The following is a 23,495-nucleotide window of genomic DNA, read 5'->3' as shown; positions in this document are numbered from 1 at the left end:
GGCCTCTCATTTGAGAGGCCTTTTTAATGTTCCGTCGCTTAGAACTTGAAGCGGGTGGTGAACATGAACTGGTCACCGTAAGCTTCATTGAAGCGTAGCTGAGAACCGATAGAGAACAGCTCAGTTGCGTGGAAGCGAGCATTCACAGAGCCGAAAATATCATCATCGTCTGAGATAGAAAGGTGACCAATTTCAGCACCTACTTCCAGTTGTGGAGTCAGCCACTGACGAAGACCCAGGTTTACTTCCACACCAAACTCTGTGTCGTGGTTGTATTTTCCGCGCTGCTTCATGGTGCGAAGACCCAGCTCACCATAGACGTCTGCCCAGTTGTTTACTGGCGCATGGAAACCGATTGCTGCAGTGGTATCGAAATCAGATTCGAACTCAGTGTCGACTTCGGCGCGGATGTGCGCATTCGGGTGAATCGAAGTGCTGAAACCAACACCGTAAGTGACTGGGCTGATACCAACGCGAGCTTCAAAGTAGTCGTAGCTGAAGTTGCTCATGGTTGTGTCGTTAGCAGCACTTGCAGCAGAGAAGCCAGCAGAAGTCGCGGCAGCCAGCAAAATACCGGCAATCTTGGTTTTGCGCATCAAAAGGGTCTCGTGAAGAAAATATTGTGTGCGTATTCTAATAGAAGTCGCTTTTGCGAAACAACAGCATAGCACCTTAATCTGGCGCTATGACCGTTATTTTGTACTTAAAAGGCTGGTTTTTTGACCACTCACGACATTGAATGTCAGGAATTCGGGTCTGGTCACCCTAAGTGTCGATTCAGTTGTCAGAGTAGCTCAGACGGTTATTGCTGATAGCTTCCATAATGCGTTCCGCATCCAACGCACTTACCCAAGGGAGCAGATTACTATCGTTCTCAATAACAAAGGTGGTGAGCTGGTCAATCACCACTTGTTGCAACGTATCGCCGCTCCAAGGTTTGGCGATAAAGTAATCAAGGCTGGCATGATTGACCGCCTGAACGGTTTCTTCCAACCCAGCTTGTCCGGTTAGTAACAGCTTTCTGGCCTTTTGGGTTTCCGCCGAGCTATTCAGCTCAATCAGGAAATCCACGCCAAGATCTTCCGGCATTATGTGGTCACAGAGAATGAGAGCTAACCGCAACTCATCGGCGCTGGCTTCGGCCAAAATCTCTTTGGCCTCTGCGACAGACTCTGCCGCTTCAATCACAAAATGGCTTTCCAGCGATGAAATGTCGTTTACCACGCTATCCAGAACATCGCGTTCATCGTCTACACATAAAATAAGGTACTTACTCATTTGTCCTCCATGTATGGCGCGATAAGGGGAGAATAGGGAAGGGTCACTGTCATCGCTGTAAATTCGCCCGGTGACGAACTGACGTTAATGGCACCGCCATGATGCTCAACAATCTGGCGACAGACAGAAAGCCCAATACCAAGCCCGAAATGGCCTTCACGCTTGGTGGTGTAATTGAGTTCGAAGACTTTATCTTTGATCCCTTCAGGAATACCGACGCCGTTATCCATCACGGTGACTTTGACGGCTTTGCGGCTGCGATAAACGGTTTCGCGGGTTCTGACTTCAACCTCGCCATTTTGCCCTACAGCATCCAGCGCATTGGAAATCAGGTTGGTCCATACCTGTTGCAATGCAATGGGCATGCAGCGAATAGGGCGTAACTCGCCATAATCTTTCACCAGTGTAATGCGCTTTAGCTGGTTCTCGAACATCACCAAGGTGTCTTCAATGCCTTCGTGAATGTCGACTTCATGCATGGTTTCATCGTCCTGACGGGCATAGGTTTTCAGGCTTTTCACCATATCGGCGATACGTCTTGCGCAGACATTGGTCGAACGAAGCAAGCTGCCTGCTTGATAGAACATGTCCCATTGATTGAGGGTGTGCTGGAACTCATTGCCCAATGCCTTCGTCCAGAACGCCACATCATCAGGATTATCCAATCCCATATTGACGGCTTTTCTGGCGAGGTTGCGGTTACCTACAAGCGGCTCAACGTCTTTGGCGAGTTTGCGGGCATCGGCTGTCGACATCGGACGAGAGAGCAGAGCTTCCGCCATGATTTGATTCGCTTTCTCGCGCGCTTGGGTATTGAGCTCAACATTAATGAGGGTGCCAATGTTATCGCGAAGGGTTTCGCTATTGCGTAAAATCGCAGAAACCGGGTTATTGAGCTCATGAGCGACACCAGCGACCAGTTGCCCAAGCATCGCCATCTTTTCTTTCTCGATAAGTTGCTTGTGCGCCAATTCCAGCGATTGCAGTGTTTGCTGCAGTTTCACTTCAGTTGTAATACTGCGTTTCAGGCGACGGTTAAAGTGGCGAAGTAGATAATTAGAGAACAGAGGCAATAAGTCATTGCGGGCCTGCATCACTTGGGAAAACAGATTTCTGTTGAGCTTCAACACTTTGGTTGGCTCAAGGGTTATGCCCGTTGAGAAAGAGACATCGCCAGTAACGAAAGACATACCGCCGATCAAGCTGCCTTGGCCAAGCCTTGCCACTTCATGTGATGCGCCAGTTTCATCGCGTTTCAGCAGCGCGACTTCGCCTTCCACCACAAACCAAAGGAATGAGTTGGGTTTGTCTTCATGGGTAAGAATATGGTCTTCGCTGTAAAGACGACTAACGTTGTGCTCACTGCTTTGCTCGAAGTAATCCGATATGCCATCAATCAGCTGCTTCGACAGTTCTTCGTCCGAGACGCCCAGTGAAGATTCGATAAAGCCGCTGCGATAGGAAGCCAGTTTCTTCTCGATGTGAGCATCCAACAACCGGCGTTGATCCAGTGTGTTGCAGTACCGCAGAAGATCATCTGTATTAAATTCCAACACGAATTGCGTGAGTTCTTTTTTTGCCAACTCACTGATTTCATTGTCCGCCCAAGGCTTGGTGAGACAATAGTTCAATCGCCCTTCGTTGACGGCCTGCATGATTTTTTCCAAATCCGGCTGGTCGTTAAGCAGCACGGTTCGGGCACCATGAGAGGCAGGATGATTATCGATATTAATAAGAAGGTTGATACCTTCATCTTCTCCCAGTGCGTGGTCGCAAATGAAAAGGGAGACCCGGCGATCTTCCCGATTGAGTTGCTCTAATATTTCACTGGCGGCCGCAGCATTGTCGGCACAGATAAGGTCGAAGGTTTCGGTAAAACCAGCCAATTCGCGTTCAATTCGCGCCAATACAGAAGGGTCGTCGTCCAGACATAGGATGACATTGGAATTCATGCGTTTACCGTTAAATCTCTATTTTTTGTGAGTGTATCGCTTTGCCCGTCTTTAAGCTGAGAAGAGCGCTGCAAACTGACACATAATTTAAGAAAACGCAGCTGCCTAATAGGGTTATGAGAACCAATGGGTTACACTCGGAAGCACTAGAAAGTCGAGTCAGTTGGAGTGAAAATGATTTTTGGAAAATATGCGGCTGTAGCAGGTGCGGTAGCGATTGCTGTCTTATGGCCGTTTGCGACGGGACAAATTGGTCAGTCTCAATATGAAGCTGAGGTTGAGAAAGCCAAATCCCCTTACATGGCGGTTGAAAACGTTTCTTACGATCGTGGCTACTTATCTTCAAATGTAGTGACCAAGTTTTCGCTGACAGGCTCTACCAAAACCGTTTATGAAGAAGAAGGCCTACCAACGTCTTTCACTGTCTTGAGTGAAATCGACCATGGCTTCCTTAGCATCAGTTCAATTTCCATCATTGATATGACCCCAGAACTTAAAGCATTGTCTGAAGTGCTTTGGCCGTCAGGTGAGTCACCAATCACTCTGGTCAGTGAAACGTCGATTTTTGGGGACACGCAGTTTGACCTGACCGTTCGTGCGATGGATGGCGGCGACGAAGAGATCAAGATTGTCACCTCACCAGCCAATGTCTCAGGTTCCGCGGACAAAGATGGCAACATTGTTTATCAGATGGAAATGCCTTCTGTTGAGCTTTCCGGTGTTGAGGGCGAGAAGTTTACCTTTACTGAAATTACCGGCTCTGGCCAAGGTAAAATGGTCGATGAAATGTGGGTTGGTCAACAACTCATGAATGCCAAGACAGTGAGCCTGACTGACCTCACTGGTATGGCGGCGACCGTGACCAACCTTGGACTTGATGTCCGAAATGAAATGGATGCCACTAATGGTGATGTCGCGACGGCAACGCCTGAAGAACTGCGTATTACAAGCAAAAATACCGTTTCATTCCAGAATCTTGATGTGCCAGAAACCATCGAGCTGAATAACTTCAAGCTGGGCGTAAACTTCAAAGATCTGGATTACACCGCCATGCTGACGCTGGCAGAAAAAGCGGACAGCTTAAATGCAGAGCCAACAGACGAAGATATGATGCAGTTGGCGACGTCTCTGGATGGGTTGGTAGAAAGCGGCATGACTTTCGAATTATTGCCATTGGAAGTGGATACACCTGAAGGCCGCGTAGATGCCAAGTTTGATCTAACGGTTGAGCCTGGCCTTGGCAGTGTGACCCAAAACTTTGGCGCGCTGATGTCCAAGCTGAAAGGTAACCTGTTGGTGAATGTTCCAGCGGCTTATGTTCATGGTGTACCGCCAATTTCTGCTTCACTGAACAACCTTGAACCTTATGGTTTTATCAGCGAAAGCGAAAATGGCGTGACGCTTGAAGCAAAGATTGAAGGCGACCAAGCAGTTTCCCCAACGGGTGAGCGCATTCCAATTGGTCTACTCATGATGATGTTTATGTAACGTCTTGCATTTGCTAGTAAATGAAGCCGGTCCATTGCGACCGGCTTTTCTGTTTCAGTTACGTGAAAAAATGAACGAAAACCGCCTTCCATTTGTGACAAAGCGTAAAAATACCCTTGTGGCAGCTAGTAATTTTTTCAGGTTGGTCAACACTGTTAGTACAAGCTACAGAGATTTGTCCCTGTTTCTAACAACGTATCAAACAAAACTAGGGGGATGCATGGAATCGATCAAAGTGAAAGATTACATGAACAAAAGACCGGTTACCTTCACCGCTTCCATGCCGCTTTCCAGGGCGTTGGAGAAAATGCTCAGTGCCAACCAGACGGGTGGCCCCGTCGTTGATGACAGAAACAAGGTGGTTGGATTCTTATCCGAACAAGACTTGATTCACAAACTGCTGAAAGCGGGTTATTACTGTCAGGACAGTAACAACGTTGCAGATTGTATGCACAGTGATGTGAAGGCTGTTCTTCCTGATGACAGCATCATCCGCCTTGCAGAAGAAATGCTGCCAGCCAAGCCAAAGGTCTATCCGGTGATTGACGAAGATGAAAGGCTGGTCGGTTGTATTTCACGACGCGATATTCTGCGTGCGATAGCAGCGCAAATTGACGACTCGTTCCACCATCCGGTTTAACTGTTAAAAGAAATAGAACGTGTTGTATCAAAGAAGGTGCTTGAGGCACCTTTTTTTCGTGGCATCATAGTCTGTTAGCCGTAAAACGGCAGATAAAACCACATAGAAAACAGGACTTTTCATGCCAAACCAATCTCAGGCCAAGTTTGTTAATGGTTCTATCATGCGCCATATCACCGTGATGTCGACATCCGGTGCTGTGGGTTTGATGGCGCTGTTTTTAGTCGACTTGGCTGACATGTTCTTCATCAGTCTGCTCGGGCAAGTCGAGCTGGCTGCCGCTGTCGGCTTTGCCGGTACCATCATCTTTTTCTCCACGTCAGTTTCAATTGGTACCTCTATTGCCATGGGCGCCTTGGTGAGTCGTGCGCTAGGTGCAGGTCAACGTGAAGAAGCCCGTAAAATTACTGGCAGCGTCATGGTGTTTTCAGCATTGGTTAGCATCATCACCGCAGGGATTATTCTGGTTTTCCTTGACCCTATCCTTGCATCTATTGGCGCAGAAGGGGAAGCGGCACAGAAAGCGGCGGACTTCCTCTGGATTTTGCTCCCTGGCGCACCGTTAATGGCGATGGGTATGGCTGGTGGTGCGGCGTTAAGAGGCGTGGGGGATGCAAAACGTTCTATGTCCGCAACCTTGGCAGCAGGTGCTGCTAATGCCGTATTGGATCCTATCTTTATCTTCGCTTTGTCCATGGGCGTGGAAGGCGCAGCAACCGCTTCTTTAATATCGCGCTTCGTCATGTTCGGTGTGGCGTTCCAAGCCGTACACCGTAAGCACGATTTGGTGACCATGCCAACGTTGGAAGATTTGAAAACCCACTTCAAAGCCATCACCAATATCGCGGGCCCTGCCATCATCACTAACACGGCAACGCCCATCGGTAACGCTATTGTGACTGCTCAGATTGCGAAATTTGGCGCAGATTATGTTGCAGGTTATGCGGTGATGGGGCGCTTATTACCAGTCTCCTTTGCACTGATTTTCTCCCTCTCTGGTGCGGTAGGCCCGATCCTCGGACAGAACTACGGTGCACTGCGCTTTGATAGGGTGCGATTGACCTTGAGCGACTCGGTGAAGTTCGTGACAGCGTATTGTGTGGGCGTCGCGATTATCCTTTACTTCTCGCAAGGGTTAATCATTGATGCCTTTAGCCTGAATGGGGATGCCGCTTCCATGGTGGCTCTGTTCTGTACCTATATCGCCATTACATTCATCTTCAACGGTACCTTGTTTGTTTCCAATGCCGCGTTTAATAACCTTAACCGACCAACATGGTCGACCATGCTCAATGTGGGCAAGGCGACACTTGGAACCATTCCATTTGTGTATGTGGGTGGTCATTACGCAGGTGCAGAAGGGGTGCTGATTGGTCAGGCTGTCGGCTCTGTGCTGTTTGGCATCGCGGGTTACTTCCTGGTTAAACGTCTTATCAACCAGTTGGCAGATGACCACGAGGAAAAAGAAGAAGATCTTGTTCCTGTGGAGCCAAATGTTCCTGCCGCAGGCCTGACAAGCTGTCGAGAGATGATGGCGGAAGATGCTGATGAGTTGCTATCAGACGAGGATATCTCCAAGAACACATCACGCTCTTAGCCAAAACGATGACTTTATCAAAGGACGCCATTGAGCGTCCTTTTTTATTTGAAAATTCGGAATGCAGACTATTGAAAATACACCGCATTTTATTGATCTAATTCAGTAACTGATCATGACATTGCGCGCAAAATAATCCAGTTGCCCACGGATTCGGCAGGTTACGAAGTGGGCGTTTTAGCTTTTAAGGGACTACAAGCGATTATGCGCATTCAGGCGAAATACATACTTCCAATTCTTATCCCCTTGCTGGTGCTGATACTTCCGGCATCTGCGTTTCCCTTTGAAACCCTCACCGTGATGCAGCAGCGAGCCATTGCCTTGTTCTTGCTGGCAGCGCTGTGTTGGGTGCTAGAGCCAATACCCATCTACGCAACTTCTGTGGTGGTGATTGTGCTCGAGCTCCTGTTCCTGTCAGACAAAGGGTTAATCTGGTTTCGCAGCAACGCGGGAAGCGCCGAATTTGGTGACTTGCTGCAATACAACACCATCATGGCGACGTTCGCGAGCCCGATTATCATGCTGTTCCTGGGCGGGTTTTTCCTTGCCATGGCTGCGACAAAATACCGTTTGGACATCAACCTTGCGCGGGTGTTATTGAAGCCTTTTGGCAACAAACCACAAATGGTGATGGCTGGCCTGATGATGATCACTGCCATCTTCTCCATGTTTATGTCCAACACCGCTACCACGGCGATGATGCTAGCGATCCTCACGCCAATCCTCGCACTGTTTAAACCCAATGACCCTGGCAAAATTGCCTTTGCACTGTCAATTCCGGTCGCGGCAAACATTGGTGGTATTGGTACGCCTATCGGCACGCCTCCCAATGCGATTGCCTTGAAATACCTGACAGGCGAAAACCTGATCACTTTCGGCGAATGGATGGCATTTGGTGTGCCGTTTGTTATCGTCATGCTCCTTCTTGCTTGGGTATTACTCAGCTTCCTGTTTCCGGCAGACGAAAAACAAATCAATCTGGCTATCAAAGGGCGCTTCCTTAAAACCCCGAAAGCCATCACCGTGTATGTCACCTTTGCGGTCACCGTGCTTCTCTGGCTGATGGGTTCAAGCCATGGCATGAACTCCTACACCGTGGCATTAATCCCTGTTGCCGTATTCTCGATGACAGGCATCATCAACAAAGAAGATCTGAAAAAAGTTTCCTGGGATGTGCTTTGGCTGGTGTCAGGTGGTTTCGCATTGGGTCTGGCACTGGATAAAACCGGACTGGCGGCGTTGCTGGTAAACAGCATCCCATTTGAAAACTACGCACCGGAAATCGTGCTTCTTGGCGCTGCGGCACTTTGTTTGTTGATGGCGAACTTTATGTCTCACACAGCAACGGCCAACTTGCTCATGCCGATCATGGCGGCGCTGGGTGTGTCTATGGTTTCGCTGTCACCACTTGGTGGCGAAACCACACTGATTCTTGTCGTGACTTTCGCCGCTTCACTGGGTATGTCTCTGCCAATCAGTACACCACCGAATGCGTTGGCGCATGCGACGGGTCATGTCAGTAGCAACCAGATGGCGAAAGTAGGTGTTATTTTGGGCGTGGTCGGTGTCGCGCTCAGTTTTGTAATGGTATGGATTCTACGCATGGTGGAATTCCTGTAATGAGGGAAACAGATGGAAAAAGTAAACATCATTTGCGTTGATGACCAACGCGAGGTGCTGAGTGCCGTACTGAAAGATCTCTCTTCTCTGGCGGTGGCCTTTCATATCGAAGACTGTGAGTCAGCAGATGAAGCACTGGATCTGATTGATGAGTTAGATGCAGAAGGCGAGCATGTCGCGCTGATCATCTCTGACCACGTGATGCCAGAGAAAACCGGCGTGGAACTGTTAACCGAAGTTTCGCTGGACCCACGTTTTCGCTTTACCCGTAAAGTCCTACTGACAGGGCAGGCCACCCATGCTGATACCATTGAAGCGATCAACAATGCGAGCATTGAACGCTACTTTGAAAAACCATGGGATGCCGAAGCATTGCTTGGCGCAGCCAAAAAGCTGGTGACTCAGTATGTATTTGATGCAGGGCTGGATTATCGAGACTTCCCTGATGTGCTCGATACGCAGGTAGTGTTGGACAGATTGAAGTAATTTCACAGATTTGGGTTGACCTTGGAGTAGGCTCCAAGGTTTACACTGATAATGAAACTTGGTTAAGGAGATAAACCTATGTGCCATTCATGTCATTCAGTGAAATGCCAAAATCCGATTCAACACACCAGCAAGCCGGAAACCCAACCGAAGGCTTGCTGTTCATCACATACCGTGAGCGAGAGCAGTTGTTCTACCACAGAAATATCTGATGGAGGCACTGACGATCCATCGTCCCAAGGCTGTTGCAGCAGTCAAACATGCAGCAGCCAAACACAGAATAACGATACACCTTCTGAACCCGTCCTTTTCAGTGACAGTCTGCAATGGCGCGTGACCAATATGGACTGCCCAAGCTGCGCCAATAAGCTCGAAACCGCACTCAAAGGCATCACCGGCGTTGAATCCGCACAGGTGCGTTTTGCGACCGAAAAGCTCATCGTGAACCTTAACCAAGCCGACAGCGATAAGCTGAAAGCAACGATTGAAGCCAAGGCCGCCAAAACCGGTTTTCCGCTGCTTAGCCTGACAGAAACCAAACCCCTGGAGTCAGAATCCGGCTGGCTTACTACCTTCAAAAAAGACGGCTTACTGATCTCATTGGTTGCCGTGATGACGTTCGCCGCCGTGTTGTTGCAGTGGATGCCAGAAGCAGGCTCCGCCTTGTTTACCTTGGCGACTGTGCTCGGCCTTATCCCCATCGTGAAGAAAGCCATCACCCTTGGGCGCTCCGGCTCACCGTTTTCCATCGAAACGCTGATGTCCATTGCGGCGTTTGGTGCCCTTTACCTTGGAGAAACGGTTGAAGCCGCCATGGTGCTAGTCCTGTTTTTGATTGGTGAGCGGTTGGAAGGTTACGCTTCAGCAAAAGCGCGTGCCGGAATCCAAGCATTGATGGCGTTGGTGCCAGAAACCGTCACCCGTATTTTTGAAGACGGCAGAAAAGAGTCTGTCTCCGTGTCTTCATTGCAACCGGGACACGCCATCGAAATCGCACCGGGTGGCAGGTTGCCAGCGGATGCGGTTTTGAAAAACGAGATTGCCGCTTTTGATATGAGCGCACTCACCGGCGAGTCCATACCTGTTGAAAAACAGCAGGGCGATAAAGTGTTGGCTGGTGCCTTGGCCGTCGATCGACTTGTCTCATTGGAAGTTGTGTCAAAGCAAGGTGAGAGCGCCATCGACCGTATCTTGAATTTGATTGAAGATGCAGAGTCGCGTCGAGCACCGGTAGAAAGGTTCATTGACAGATTCAGCCGCTGGTACACACCACTGATGATTGTGCTCGCCGCGCTGGTGGTCACTATTCCACCGCTGATGTTCGGTGAGAGCTGGGATACGTGGATTTATCGCGGTCTGGCATTGTTGCTGATTGCCTGTCCGTGTGCATTGGTGATTTCGACACCTGCCGCAATGACTTCCGGTCTCGCAACAGCGGCAAGGCAAGGCGCACTCATTAAAGGCGGTGCCGCGCTCGAAGCCTTGAGCAAAGTAGAGTGGGTCGCCTTTGATAAAACCGGCACGCTCACGGAAGGTAAGCCTGTCGTGACTGACGTACTGGTTTGGGAAGGCGATGACAACGCACTTCTTGCACAGGCAGCAGCGGTCGAGCAGGGTTCTCATCACCCCTTGGCAAAAGCCGTGGTGGAAGCAGCCAACGCGAGAGGACTAGCCAGCCTGACGGCCGAGAATGTTATCGCCACAGCAGGTAAAGGCGTCTCCGGTGAAGTAGAAGGCAAACACCTCGAAGTGTTGGCACTCGACAAGCTGGATGAGAAATACACTGTCAGTGCCGAGCGGCAGAATGCTGCGCAGACTATTGCCGACCAAGGCAAAACCGTGGCCATTGTGTTCATTGATGGTATTGCCTCTGGCGCGCTTGCCTGGCGTGACGAGCTGAGAGCAACCGCCAAAGCCACCGTTGATGCTTTGAACAAAGCTGGTGTGCGTTCAGTGATGCTGACAGGGGACAACCCCCATGCCGCTGGAGGATTAGCAGGAAGTCTGAATATGGACTTCAGGGCAGGTCTGATGCCTGAAGGCAAAGTGGAAGCTATTCATGACATCGCACTGAAACACCGCGTGGCGATGGTCGGGGATGGTATTAACGATGCGCCGGCAATGAAATCCGCCACTATTGGTATTGCCATGGGCGGAGGCACAGATGTCGCGCTGGAGACGGCAGACATTGCACTCAGCCAAAATCGCATAGAGCAGATTCCATCAGTGATAGCCTTGTCCCGCGCCACCATGCGCAATGTCAGACAAAACGTTGCTTTGGCGGTCGGTTTAAAAGCCGTGTTCCTGGTGACCAGTGTGCTTGGCTTTACAGGGCTCTGGGTTGCAGTCTTAGCAGACAGTGGTGCCACTGCTATCGTTACTCTGAATGCTCTGAGGTTACTTCGCTTTAAAGCTTGAGTGGCGTTCTAAGCGCTCAAAAACCGTCTCTGGATAGAGTGCACTTTGTTTCATTGTTTAAAGTGATTAATGTCACTAAAAACTGAAATGTAATGAAATGAAACTTTATCAAAAGTGAGGTTTGTCACTTTATTTTCCTCCGTGATTGGTATGGTGGGAGCATGAAATAGCAGCTCCCACTGAGAGGAGCTCATACCCTACGTTTAGATGTGTCGACCCTTTGTGTCGATGACTGAGGAGCTAAATAATGACCGAACAAACCGTATTCCACTTAGGCGTGAACCAATCTGATCTTGAAGGCGCAACCATGGCGATTATTCCGGGTGATCCGGCGCGCGTGGAAAAAATTGCAGCGCTGATGGACTCGCCAAAGTTTCTGGCCAGCCACCGCGAATATACTCTGTTCCTCGGTAAGCTGGACGGTCACTCAGTGGTGGTTTGTTCAACCGGCATTGGTGGCCCTTCAACGTCTATTGCGGTAGAAGAACTGGCGCAATTGGGTGTTCGCTCTTTCCTGCGTGTTGGCACCACCGGCGCTATCCAGCCGCACATTAATGTGGGTGATATCATCGTGACGACTGGCTCTGTCCGTCTTGACGGTGCGAGCCTGCACTTTGCACCAATGGAGTTCCCAGCCGTTTCTGACTTCGACGTGACCACGGCGATGAAACAAGCGGCAGATGAGTCTGGTGCAGCAGTTCACACCGGTGTGACAGCTTCAAGCGATACCTTCTACCCAGGTCAAGAGCGCTATGACACCTTCAGCGGTCGTGTTACACGTCGCTTCCAGGGTTCAATGGAAGAGTGGCAAGCGATGGACGTGCTGAACTTCGAAATGGAATCAGCAACGCTGTTGACCATGTGTGCAAGTTCAGGCCTGAAAGCGGGTTGTGTAGCGGGTGTTATCGTTAACCGCACACAGAAAGAAATCCCGAATGCAGAAACCATGGCAGCGACCGAAGCGCGTTCTATCAAAGTGGTTGTAGAGTCTGCTCGTAAGATGCTTAACGCATAACCACAGATACAGCGAAACCCAAAAGAAAGCCGACGCATCCGCGTCGGCTTTTTTTGTTTGTTTTGTCGCTGAAGGAATCAGTCAAACAGACCTTTGTCATGGCCGCCCGCGCGGAGGAACCATTGGTATAGGTGCGTTTTCAAATCACCCAACTGATCGGGACCAATCAATGCCAGCCCTAAATCTGTCGCACGGGTAATGTCGTGATGACGAAGAGGGCGGAAGCTCACCAGCATAGCGCGTGCTTGCAGGCCACCCAACAGATCGCGAATCGATTCCAGCTTGTAAAGCGTGTCATCACCGTCGCTAGACATACCTTTCGTCTTACACTCGATGATGTGAAGCTTATTATTCACCACTGTCGCGACATCCAGCTCATTGCGCACTTCCTTATCGCCAATCTGGCGGTAAACCTGCACACCAAGCGACAAATCCTGAATCGTCAGCAGCTCGCGCTTAATTTCTTCAACAATATGGTGAACGTACCACTCCAGCCATTCACCGTTTGCAAATCGGCGTGCCGCTTCGCTTGAGAAAGTCAGCACACCGTTTTGATAGGTTGAAAGACCCGCGTCGTTCAAATCATCAATCAACATGCCCAACTCGCGATAGCCCTGTTGCTTGTCGCTAAGCTCAACATCCAGCTTTTGCTCTTTGCGACAGGTGGTCGCCAAATAGTTCAAGGTTGCCAAGCCTGGGCCCAACTCATAGGCGTTGCTTGCCCATTTGTGGCCGACACTTTCAATCGTGGTGTCCAACACACTGCGAATATCATCTTCTGGCAGCTCGCAGCGCGCACCAAAGATGGTCAGGTAATCGCTGATGTTGATGTGGTCTTCAACTTGCTCCTGCTCTTTGCCGTAAGGGTACAACCAGCAAAGCTCGTCACTGAAAGGCTCAATCACGTAAATCGGCCAGTGGTAGGTGCGGAAAATTTCGTAAGCAGTCAAAAGGCGATGACGCAACCCGCAACTGGCGTTGAAGAAGACTTCTGTCCCTTCATCTTTCAAACGACGGGCAAGCTCTTCAATTTTGCCCTTGATAAGAGGAATGTTTATGTCTGAAGGGATCTGGAAAAATTCGGTTTCGAAGCCTTTCGGCGTGAGAACCTGACTCAGCTGCTCATACTGCGGAAGCTGACATTCAACGCCAATGAAAATCACTTTTTCGGCCTTGAACTTTCGGTGCAGCAAGGCAGTGACCAATCGGACCGGATCCTGGTCAATAATACCGACATGTGTGGCCATATATTCTCCATTAGGATGACGTTTTGACTTTATTTCATACCCATCCTTCATTGTTCTTTAAGACAATATCTGGGCTATGAGCGGAATATTCAAGTAGTTACTGCTCAGATTCTTATGAAAAGTACGGCTGTTTTGTGCATACATGAGACTTCACTAAGAAAAGTTCCCACGAATAGCCCTCATTTCCTAATCTTAAAAGTGTCATTTGTGTCAGTAAGGAGATGGAATCGCATGAAATTCTGTCTCACTAATTCTCAATGTTGAGCAAGAAATGAAACTAGCTGGGTAACGGAAAGACACTGCGCATCTAGCTGGTTAAACTCTCTGCACAACAGTTAAAGACATGGATTCGCGTGAAAAAATGCGAACGGAAGTTGGGAAAGAATTATGATTGGTCATGAGTTCGATGTCGGTTTAAACGTCGACAAGGTGGATGGACAAGCGTATTTGGTTGCAGATGATGCACGCATCATCACTCTTCGCGCGGGCATGCAAATTGCGCCCAACCAAGTCGTACTAACAAATGAAAACAGTTCAGTTCTGGTTAGCCAAGCTGACCAACGCTTTGTATTTGATGGAAAGTGTGCATCTTGCTTGGTGCCTTTAAGCGATAATGAATTTGCACAATACTCCGCGACTCATGGCCTCACATTTAACGGCGATGCTTTAAACGCCGATGTTCCCCTTGATATCGATGTTGCCCAACTACAACAGCTGATTGTTGATGGTGTCGACCCAACAGAAGTCTTTGAAGAAACTGCAGCAGGCGAGGGCGGTGATGGCTCCGCGAATGCAGGCTTTATTGTGGTCGACTACGGTTATGCCGCCACGCTGACAGAAGCAGGCTTTGACACATTAGGGCCACTGGGCGGTCTGGATGACACCCAAGACTTCCTTGGTGGCGACGACGGCACTGGCAGCATCACTGGCGGAGGTGACGGCGACGGTGGTCCCGTAGATCCTGTTGACCCACCTTTCCCTGGTCCACCAAGACCTGACATTGATGCATTAGGGGGCCAGCGTGCTTCACTTTCCGTCAACGAAGGCGATCTGGACAACGATCCGTACGGTACGCCAGCCACCACCAATTTCACAATAGAAGCGGGTACCGAAGCACTGGTTCCCGGTGAGCTGCAAATTGCTGCCACCGAATGGGTGGCTGTGCAGGCAGAGCTTGCTGAAATTACCTCTAATGGAGAGGCGGTAGTCTTTACTCGTCAAACCAGCCTTGACGCCAATGGCGTTTTCACCTCAACACTGACAGGCACCGTGGATGGTGAAACCGTTGTTGAACTGGTGATCACTGCGACCCAAAACGGAAATGATCTGGATATCAGCGCCACGCTGACCCAGAGCGGCCCGCTCGATCACACCTCCGGCACAGGCACCTACGTCAATATTGATGGCGATACCATCTCCATCAATCTGCCGTTGCAAGTGGCTGATACAGGCGGCGACCTCATGCAGAACCCAGCGCAATTGACGCTGGAAAGTAACGATGGCGCAGCGCCGGTTATTGCTGAAGCAGCCGTTGAACTGACCGAAGTTGCCGCGTCTGTAGTGGGGAACACTGCATCGACAACAGACGGTGTCGATCTTGGTAGTGATGTAATCGTCAGCGTGAACTTCGATGCAAGGGCAGCGGAAGACCAGTTTGCTGGCATCACCACTCATGGTCAGCCAACAACAGTCGATACCTCGGTTCCGGGCGTGATCACCCTATACACCGACAATGGCGGTACACCTGAAAAAGTGCTGGAGATTTCCCTCAAGCCTTCTGACACCCCGGGAGAGCCCGCGCAATACTCGGTTACTCAATATCAGCCGTTTGACCAACACGGCGATAGTGACAGCGATGGTGATGATGAAAGCACCACCTTTACCTTCCCATTCACCGTGACAGATGCAGATGGCGACGTCAGTAACGAGTCGGAAGTGTCGTTCAAATTGATCGACGGCGAAGTGGCACAAGGTGGAGAGCGCGTAGACGGAGATGGTGCTGCGATTGATAAACTGGCACTGCCAGAGCAGGGTACGCCGACAGAGCAATCGACATCCAGCACGGTGACAGACACTTTCACCATTGAAGCTGCGACAGACAGACTCGACCCAACCACAGTCACTATCGAACAACTCGACACACTGAAAGCCGAGTTGGAAGAGCTGAAAAACAACGCTGGCGAGAATGTTGATACCGTCACCGTAACCGAAACCACTGATGCCAATGGCAACCCAACGTTCACCATCACCGCCAGCATTAACGGTGACGTAGCGCTGGAATTGGTGATGACCGCGACACAAGGCGCTAACGGTTTGGATGTGGATCTCGAATCCACCATTACCCAATACCAGCCGCTGATCCACCCGCAAAATCCTGAAACAGAACACACCTCAGGTTTAGTGACAGCGGATGGCACCAATATCACCATCAAAGTGCCGGTACAGGTTGCCGATACCGACGGTGACAAACTGGTCGATCCGGATGACCCAAGCGTTGAATCACCGCGCGTGATCAGCTTCGTGGTCATTGATGACGATTCCACCACCTTTGGCTTTAGCTCCAGTGATACCGTTCGTGTAGATGAAAGCAGCATTGATGATGGCACAGGCGCAAACCAAGGCTCGAAAGCCAGCGGCACCCTGAACATCGACAGCACAGACGATGACGGCAACCCGCTCTCGCTCGAAGTCGATAAAGACAACGGCGATACCGTTGAAAACTTCAATCTGGTGACAGACTACGTCGTCTACCCAGACGGCACGCCTGTGCAAGCAAGTGCTCACCCGATTCTTCTGGAACAACGCCCGGTTAGCGATGCCTATCCGAAAACCTATTTCGGTACCGCAGATGACGGCACGGGCGATTTGCGTGATGTATTCAAAGTCACCGTGAATCAAGACGGCACCTTCGAGTTCGAACTTTTGTCTGCGATTGACCACGCGCCGGGTGATGGCACCAATGAAGCCACCTTTGCGTTGCAAGCCTACACAGTCGATGCAGACGGCGATGAATCTCCACGAATCAACGTTCCAATCACCGTGGTTGATGACGTGCCTCACACGGAAGGTAACATTGCGCTGAACCTCGACAATGACGGTTCAGGTGCCTTTACGGCGACCATTGATGTTCTGGCTCTGCAAGACCCAAGCTCGTTACCGGGAATTGAAGATCTTGCTGGTGCTGATGGAACGACCTTTATCACTCGTATTTATGATGGTACGAAATGGGTCGATGACATTTCGCAGACTGTAGGAACTACGGTTGATATATTTTCGTCGTCAGGTGTGAAGCTTGGTACGGTCGAAATCGACCCGATGACTAAACCAGTTGGGAACATACTGTTTACAATGGATCCAAATTTGGCAAACCCTCGAGACTTAGAAGGTCAGGTTTTCCAATATGAAGTCACTGACTTTGATGGGGACAGAGCGACTGGGCAAATTTCTCTCGGTCTTATTGACCAAACACCAACCCTGACCATAGCGCCAGATACAGCCGGGGATATCACAGGAACCGAAGACCAGGGCCAGGCTGACACCAACACCGAATCAGCGGGCGTAGATGGCACTGCGGGTATCCCAATCAACATGCAGCTTAACATCGGCGACAACGACCTCGGCGAAGCGTTGGAAGAAGATGGTCAACTGGTGCTGAATGGTGAAGTCACCCTTGCAACCCGTGATGATGCGGGCGATATCGGCGGCACGTTCTACTTTAACGGCACCGAAATCATGCCGGATGCTGATGGCAATATCGTCCTGAGCGCCGATATGTTTGAAGCCTCGAGCACGGACGACCCCATCACCTTTGATTTGACGGGCGTGACCTTCGTACCGGATCCGGATTACTCCTCTTACGACGGTAGCAATCTGATCCAGTTTGATGTCGAACTGGAAGTCAACGGCCATAACCCTGTTACGTCAGCGTCACCAATGGAAATTACTGTTGAAGGCGTGGCTGATGTGCCAACGCTCAGCCTGATTGGCGAGGCGGCCGATGGTGTCTTTGAACTCAAAGAAGATCACGAGCAATTTGGTCCGGACGAATTTACATTGGATGAACTGCTTGCAGGGGCGTTGCAAGACACTGACGGCTCTGAAACCTTGCACTATGAATTCACTCTGTCACCGGACTCGGGTCAGCTTTTAGGTGGTTTCATTTCGGGCAGTGATGGTTCTTACGTGTTGTCTGACCCCTCGCTACTAAACAAAGTGCGTTTCGTTCCAGATGAGGATTTCAGTGGTGACATTACGCTCACCATCAAAGCAGTTTCTACCGAATCCTCGCCATCAAGCGTGGAAGAAGCGTCAACAGAAACTTCTCTCATTCTGCGGGTAGAACCGCAGGCAGACGATGCGCGTTTGAGCGTGCAACGAGTGTTTGACAACGAAGATGCAGGCAATCCTGACCCTGACGTGGCGGAAGGCGACGCGATTTCGCTGGCAGGCAAGATTACCCTGACCTCGCTGGGCACTGACGATGACGGTTCAGAGTCAATGTTCGTGCGCATCTTCGATTTGCCAGACGGTGCCGTGCTGCAGTTGAATGATGGTGGCACCATCACCACCTTGACCGACACAGACCGCATTTCCGTGGACGATATCGACAAGATCGAAATTGTGCCGCCAGTGAACAGCAACGAGAACTTCACCATTCAGGTAGAAGGGATCGTGGTTGATACCTCACCGGACTCGCCGGATGACGAACGCATTATCCCAGCCACCTCACTGGATGTGATTCTGGCAGGTGTGGCAGATACGCCGGAATTCAACGTAGACAATCCGGGTACTGATGCCGGTCAGTGGCAAGTTGATGAAACCACAGGCACGGTTTCTACCACGGTTCCTGAAGATGGGGTCGATGGCGATGGTTTGGTGCTCCTGGATTTCTCCGTTGTTTCTGGAGAGAAAGCCTTGTCGCCATCTGACAACTCAGAACGTCTGTCGCTTATCGTTTCAAATATTCCTGAGGGCGCGTCCTTCGTGACCAAAAACGATGATGGTTCAACAACGGAAGTCGAACTGGCGTTTGTAGAGTGGATTACCGATGGCTCGGGCATGTCTGTACCGACATACTCGATTGATGTCTCTGTGTTTGAAGCCGGTGATGTGTACCTGAAACTGCCACCAAGCTCGACCAAAGATATTGCAATCAATGCGGAGTTGGTTGCGACAGAAAATGATGGTGATGAAACCTCAATCAACACAACCATCAACATTGAAATCAATCCTCCGGTTATTGATGCAGAAGACTACGTAGATTCGACCTCTGAAGGTAAAGAAGATGAGTGGGTCACCATCAATTGGATGCCTGATCTCTCTATCAGTGGTGTTGCCGATTCAACCACTGCTGATGTGGCAGAAACGGCAGTGGGTGCGGTGATTTCAGGGTTTGCCGACACGGATTCGGTTCAATTGATCAAGAGTGATGGGACCACCATTGCGTTGACACCAACCAGCGGCACTGTAGTGATCTCCGAAGCGCAGATTGCAGATGGCTACCAACTCCAGGTGAAGCGTGAAGAGCACAGCGATGTTGACCTGACGCTTTCAACCACAGTCACGGTTCGTCAGGTCGATTTCGAAGGCGAAAGCCAGGTAGAAAAAGAAATCTCAGGCGCGGTGAATGTTGATATTCAGGCGGTGGTTGAAACGGAAGATAGCGAACTTGTGTTCCGAGACAACGCGGGCAACCCGACCACTGAAATCTCCACAGATTCACTGGGCAATATTGACCTTATAAATGCACTTCAGATTGTTAGCCCTGATACCTCCAGTACCGAGAGCTTCCTGAATGTTTACATCAGTGATTTACCCGACGGCTTCTTGGTGACTGGCGCGGTATACGACGGCCAAATGGGTTGGGTGATCAGTGACCCGAATAATTTCAGCATTGTGGCGCCCGCCAATACCCCAACTGTCCAACAGACAACTTTTACCATCTCAGCGCTGGTGATTGACGAAGGTGATGCGGGTGAAGGCGATACCAGTTTGCCTGAGACCATCGAAACCCAAATCACCCTTAACTATCAGAATGTGAATGTCGATGCTAATCAGGCTCAGGTTATTGAACAACCCGCGACGCCAGTGGTTCTCGAAGGCGATGAAGATAACGCTATCTCTCTGGAAGGGCTGGGCGATGCGATCGAATGGCCTTCTGGTTTGACGGAAGACGTCGAATTCGATCAGGTGACGATTGTGATCAAGGGTGATGAAATTCCGGAAGGAACCGTTATCACCGGCGCCATCTATCACTTTGAAAATGACACCTACGTTTTCAGCCCGCCACGAGAGAGCAGCGGTAACCCGTATCCGTCAGGGTTTGATCTATCAACATTGACCATTACGCCACCGGACGATTTTGCGGGCGTGATGAACATTCCGGTCAATTTTGTCAATCTGGACACATCAAGCGGTGATACCGAAACCACCACGGTGAATGTGCAGGTCGACGTGAAACCGCTGGTTGATTTACCGCCACCGGATGGTGCGGAGCAACCGGGCGACAACTCAACCGACTTCTCTTTCAGCTTGACTGTGAACGGTACCAATGGGTTGAACGACCAAACGCCACCGCAGCCGGTAGAGCCAGGAGATACAGAGCAGTTTTACCCAGATGAAGCGCTGGAAGACGGCATTATCTCATTGAGCATTGCCGGTTCTCTGGCAGATGTAGACAGTGCCAACGGTCTGGAAGCTATCTCTTCCGCAGTACTGACCGTACCGGCATCCGTGGGTGTGTTTGTCGCGGCTGATGGCACCGAGTCGTCAACGATTACGCTCACTGGCGCAGATCTGTCTGACTTCTCCTTCAAACCCGCGGCAGATTTCAGTGGCACGGTTGAGATATCTGCGGAGCTCACCATCACAGACACGGCGACAACTGGTGTCGACAGTCGCACCACATCAACCAGCTTCTCGTTTGACGTGTTGCCGGTTCATGATGAAGTGACCTTCACGAAAGACGGTGTAGAAATTGAGGACGACGCCACCGTAGAACTGACCATGACAGAAGATGCTGCTGGTGGGCTCTCGTTGGCCGCGCTCGGTGCGTCTTTCTCCGATATTGACGGCTCTGAATCACTGTCATCGGTTTCTATTTCCAACGTGCCGGAAGGATTTACCTTTGCGTCACCTGCAGTGAATGCAGGCACTGGCATCTGGGTCATCGCCGGAAGTAACGTGACCGATCTTTCTTCACTGTCACAGCTGCAAATTATCCCTCCGGCTAACTTCAGTGGTGAAGTTGACCTGCTGATGACGGTTTACACGAAAGAAGCGGGCGCAAACTTCGTTGTTGGTCAAAGCCAGGAACTTTCACTGACGGTTGAGCCAGAGGGCGATGGTGCCATTGCGTTTGTTGATGGCAGCGCGTCAGGTGAGGAAGACACCGAGATCGCACTGGATTTGGATATCTCTGTCAAAGACGACACAGACACCCTGTCCGCGACTCAGCCTCCGGGCGTGTCGTTTACGGAAAATGAACCAGAAACCTTGCTCATCACGGTTTCTGGCGTGCCGGAAGGCGGCCAATTGGTACTGCCAGACGGCGTAACAGGCACAGTGACACCGGAAACCTCAGACGGCGGCGACGTGGTCATTGCCGTGGCAGCCACGGAACTCACCGACCTGACCTTTGTGCCACCACAGGATGGAAACGGTACCTACACGCTGGATCTGGCGATACAGACCGTGGATAACGGCGCAGTCTCTGATGATGTGGTGAACAAGCAAGTCAACGTCAGCGTCAGCGCAGTGAACGATGCCCCTGTCAACATCCTGTCTGACAGCTATGAAGCAGAAGAAGATGTGGTGCTGACCATCACGGATCTTCAGGTAGAGGATGTTGATGTTCGTGACGGCAACGGTATTGTTAAAGTTGAGCTGTCTGTTGGGGCTGGTAGCAGTTTGACACTACCGGATATGTCTGACACCACTGATATTACAGTCACGGGTGATGGCACAGGTTCTCTGATCTTAAGGGGTAATATTGACTTGATTAACACACTGCTGGCAGGCGGTGTGGAATACAGGTTTGCTGGCGAGAATACTTCTGGTGAAGATAGCCTCACCATGAAAACTTTTGACGAGGCAACAGCAGGAGAGCAAGGTTCTGGAGGCAAGAAATTTGACCTCGATACCGTTTCCATCATTGTTGCACCGAAATCGGATTTACCAGAACTCACTGCCGCGACGCAACTGGCGTCAATGCGCGCAGCCACAGGCGTGCTGGTACCGCTGCTGGGCTTGATGACGTCGCTGGTTGACCCTATCGACAACGAGTTCAGCCTCACTTTCAGTGGCATGGGTACAGCGGCTGAAATCGTGAATGCAGCAGGCACGCCAGTCGGTACTAACAATGGCGACGGCACCTGGACATTCAGCCAGACAGAACTGCAAACCCTGACGCTGAGCGACCTCAACCTTCGCTTCAGCGCACAGCCACCGAGCGACATTACCGTCACGGCGCTCTCTGATGTGGGCGATGGCGATCCGCAACAAGCCACACTCACCATCAACGCGAACGTGGTGGATACCGAAACTACAGGCGAGCTGAACACCGCACCGGCCGACAGCAGCGCAGACAATCTGGTGATTGATGGCGATGCTGATACCGCAATCCATGGCGGTGACGGAGAAGATATTGTGGTCGGCGGCCTCGGCGAAGACATTCTCGTTGGCGGCGCAGGCGACGACGAAATGTGGGGCGGTGAACTCGGCGGCACAGGCGACAGCACCAAAGACACCTTCAAATGGCAGTCTGGTGATTTCGGCAACGCCGCAGCAGCAGCGACCGACACCATTAAAGACTTTGAATCAGGCATTGATGTTATCGACATCTCAGATGCATTTGATTCAACGGGCATTGTCACCTTCACCGATCTGGCGAACCGCTTGGATATCCAGACTGTAGACGGTAACACCCGCATTCAGGTGTTGGATGACACCAGCGCGCCAATTCAGAACATCATTGTCGAAGGCGTTACGCTCAATGACCTTTTAGGTATGGACGCAACAGGACTCACGCAAGATGAAATCCTCGAATCCATGATGATGACGGGTCAGCTGGTGGTATTTGACCCAGCAACCACACAGTTCGGCTCCGAAGCGGATGAAACCCTCACCGCAGATGACGACGGCGAGCGCATCTACGCAGGAGAGGGTGATGACACCGTCACAGGTGGCCTCGGCGAAGACATTCTCGTCGGTGGAGATGGCGAAGACATCCTCAGCGGTGGCGATGGAGACGACCTCCTGATGGGCGGGGCAGGGAACGACACCCTGACCGGCGGCGCAGGCGATGACACCTATACCTGGGCGGAGTCAGATGTGGACGTGGCAACGCTCACGGTAGACACCATTACCGACTTTGATGTCGGTACAGAAACCACCGGCGACAAGCTGGACATCTCCGGCTTGCTGCCAGAAGCCGTGGGCAGTGGTTCCAGCATTGAAGAGCTGTTGGATTACATTCGCCCAGAAGCAGGCGCAGATGGCAGCTTAACCCTGCATATCTCGCAAACCGCGGGCAGCATGGAAGCGCAGGATATCGTGTTGGACTCTGTCGGCCTGACCGATCTTGGCCTTGCAGACGGTGCAACCACCACGCAAATCCTGACCGAGTTGGTTCAACTGCAAACGCTCAAGCTGGATTAAGCGCGGTATCACAGATAACGGCGTTTAATTCTTGAAGCAAATAACAAAAGCACTGCAATAAGCAGTGCTTTTTTATGTCGTAAACACAAAACTTGAT

General features: G+C 50.8%; 12 protein-coding genes. 8 read left to right on the top strand and 4 right to left on the bottom strand.

The window, feature by feature from the left end:
* Nucleotides 1-38: 38 nt before the first annotated feature.
* The 3 genes from RN22_RS15435 to RN22_RS15425 form a co-directional block, all read right to left on the bottom strand.
* Nucleotides 39-596, bottom strand: a complete 558-nt coding sequence (locus tag RN22_RS15435) for an outer membrane beta-barrel protein (protein WP_002541746.1) — start codon at nucleotides 594-596, stop codon at nucleotides 39-41.
* A 181-nt stretch (nucleotides 597-777) separates the two neighbouring features.
* A complete protein-coding gene (locus tag RN22_RS15430; RefSeq protein WP_046305613.1) occupies nucleotides 778-1,278 on the bottom strand; it encodes a response regulator in 501 nt (166 codons plus the stop codon).
* A complete protein-coding gene (locus tag RN22_RS15425) occupies nucleotides 1,275-3,230 on the bottom strand; it encodes an ATP-binding protein (protein WP_046305612.1) in 1,956 nt (651 codons plus the stop codon). The genes RN22_RS15430 and RN22_RS15425 overlap by 4 nt, the downstream gene beginning before the upstream one ends.
* Before the next feature lie 174 nt (nucleotides 3,231-3,404).
* Here RN22_RS15425 and RN22_RS15420 point away from each other — a divergent pair, with 174 nt between their 5' ends.
* The 7 genes from RN22_RS15420 to udp all read left to right on the top strand — a co-directional run bounded on the left by RN22_RS15420 (nucleotide 3,405) and on the right by udp (nucleotide 12,494).
* Nucleotides 3,405-4,718 (top strand): DUF945 family protein, encoded by a 1,314-nt coding sequence (locus tag RN22_RS15420; RefSeq protein WP_046305611.1) that lies wholly within the window; start codon nucleotides 3,405-3,407, stop codon nucleotides 4,716-4,718.
* Between the two features lie 220 nt (nucleotides 4,719-4,938).
* Complete coding sequence (locus RN22_RS15415) at nucleotides 4,939-5,358, top strand: CBS domain-containing protein (protein WP_002541752.1); 420 nt, start codon at nucleotides 4,939-4,941, stop codon at nucleotides 5,356-5,358.
* 121 nt (nucleotides 5,359-5,479) lie between these two features.
* Nucleotides 5,480-6,955, top strand: coding sequence for an MATE family efflux transporter (locus tag RN22_RS15410; protein WP_046305610.1), 1,476 nt, complete (start codon nucleotides 5,480-5,482; stop codon nucleotides 6,953-6,955).
* A 204-nt stretch (nucleotides 6,956-7,159) separates the two neighbouring features.
* Nucleotides 7,160-8,575: a DASS family sodium-coupled anion symporter gene (locus RN22_RS15405; protein ID WP_046305609.1), complete on the top strand. Its 1,416-nt coding sequence runs from the start codon at nucleotides 7,160-7,162 to the stop codon at nucleotides 8,573-8,575.
* 12 nt (nucleotides 8,576-8,587) lie between these two features.
* A complete protein-coding gene (locus RN22_RS15400; protein WP_002541755.1) occupies nucleotides 8,588-9,061 on the top strand; it encodes a response regulator in 474 nt (157 codons plus the stop codon).
* Between the two features lie 78 nt (nucleotides 9,062-9,139).
* Nucleotides 9,140-11,479 (top strand): zinc/cadmium/mercury/lead-transporting ATPase, encoded by a 2,340-nt coding sequence (locus RN22_RS15395; RefSeq protein ID WP_197076305.1) that lies wholly within the window; start codon nucleotides 9,140-9,142, stop codon nucleotides 11,477-11,479.
* Nucleotides 11,480-11,726: 247 nt separating this feature from the next.
* Nucleotides 11,727-12,494 (top strand): uridine phosphorylase, encoded by a 768-nt coding sequence (udp, locus tag RN22_RS15390; RefSeq protein WP_046305608.1) that lies wholly within the window; start codon nucleotides 11,727-11,729, stop codon nucleotides 12,492-12,494.
* A 77-nt stretch (nucleotides 12,495-12,571) separates the two neighbouring features.
* On the opposite strand, the gene RN22_RS15385 is transcribed toward udp, so the two are convergent.
* Entirely contained in the window at nucleotides 12,572-13,741 is a 1,170-nt protein-coding gene (locus tag RN22_RS15385) for a Card1-like endonuclease domain-containing protein (protein ID WP_002541761.1), read from the bottom strand.
* A 387-nt stretch (nucleotides 13,742-14,128) separates the two neighbouring features.
* Here RN22_RS15385 and RN22_RS15380 point away from each other — a divergent pair, with 387 nt between their 5' ends.
* Nucleotides 14,129-23,398: a retention module-containing protein gene (locus tag RN22_RS15380; protein WP_046305607.1), complete on the top strand. Its 9,270-nt coding sequence runs from the start codon at nucleotides 14,129-14,131 to the stop codon at nucleotides 23,396-23,398.
* Nucleotides 23,399-23,495: the final 97 nt, after the last annotated feature.

The organism is Grimontia sp. AD028, assembly GCF_000973155.1.
GTDB classification, from domain to species: Bacteria; Pseudomonadota; Gammaproteobacteria; order Enterobacterales; family Vibrionaceae; genus Enterovibrio; species Enterovibrio indicus.
Note: the sequence above shows the minus strand (reverse complement) of the source record. Positions and strands in the feature narration are given on the sequence as shown.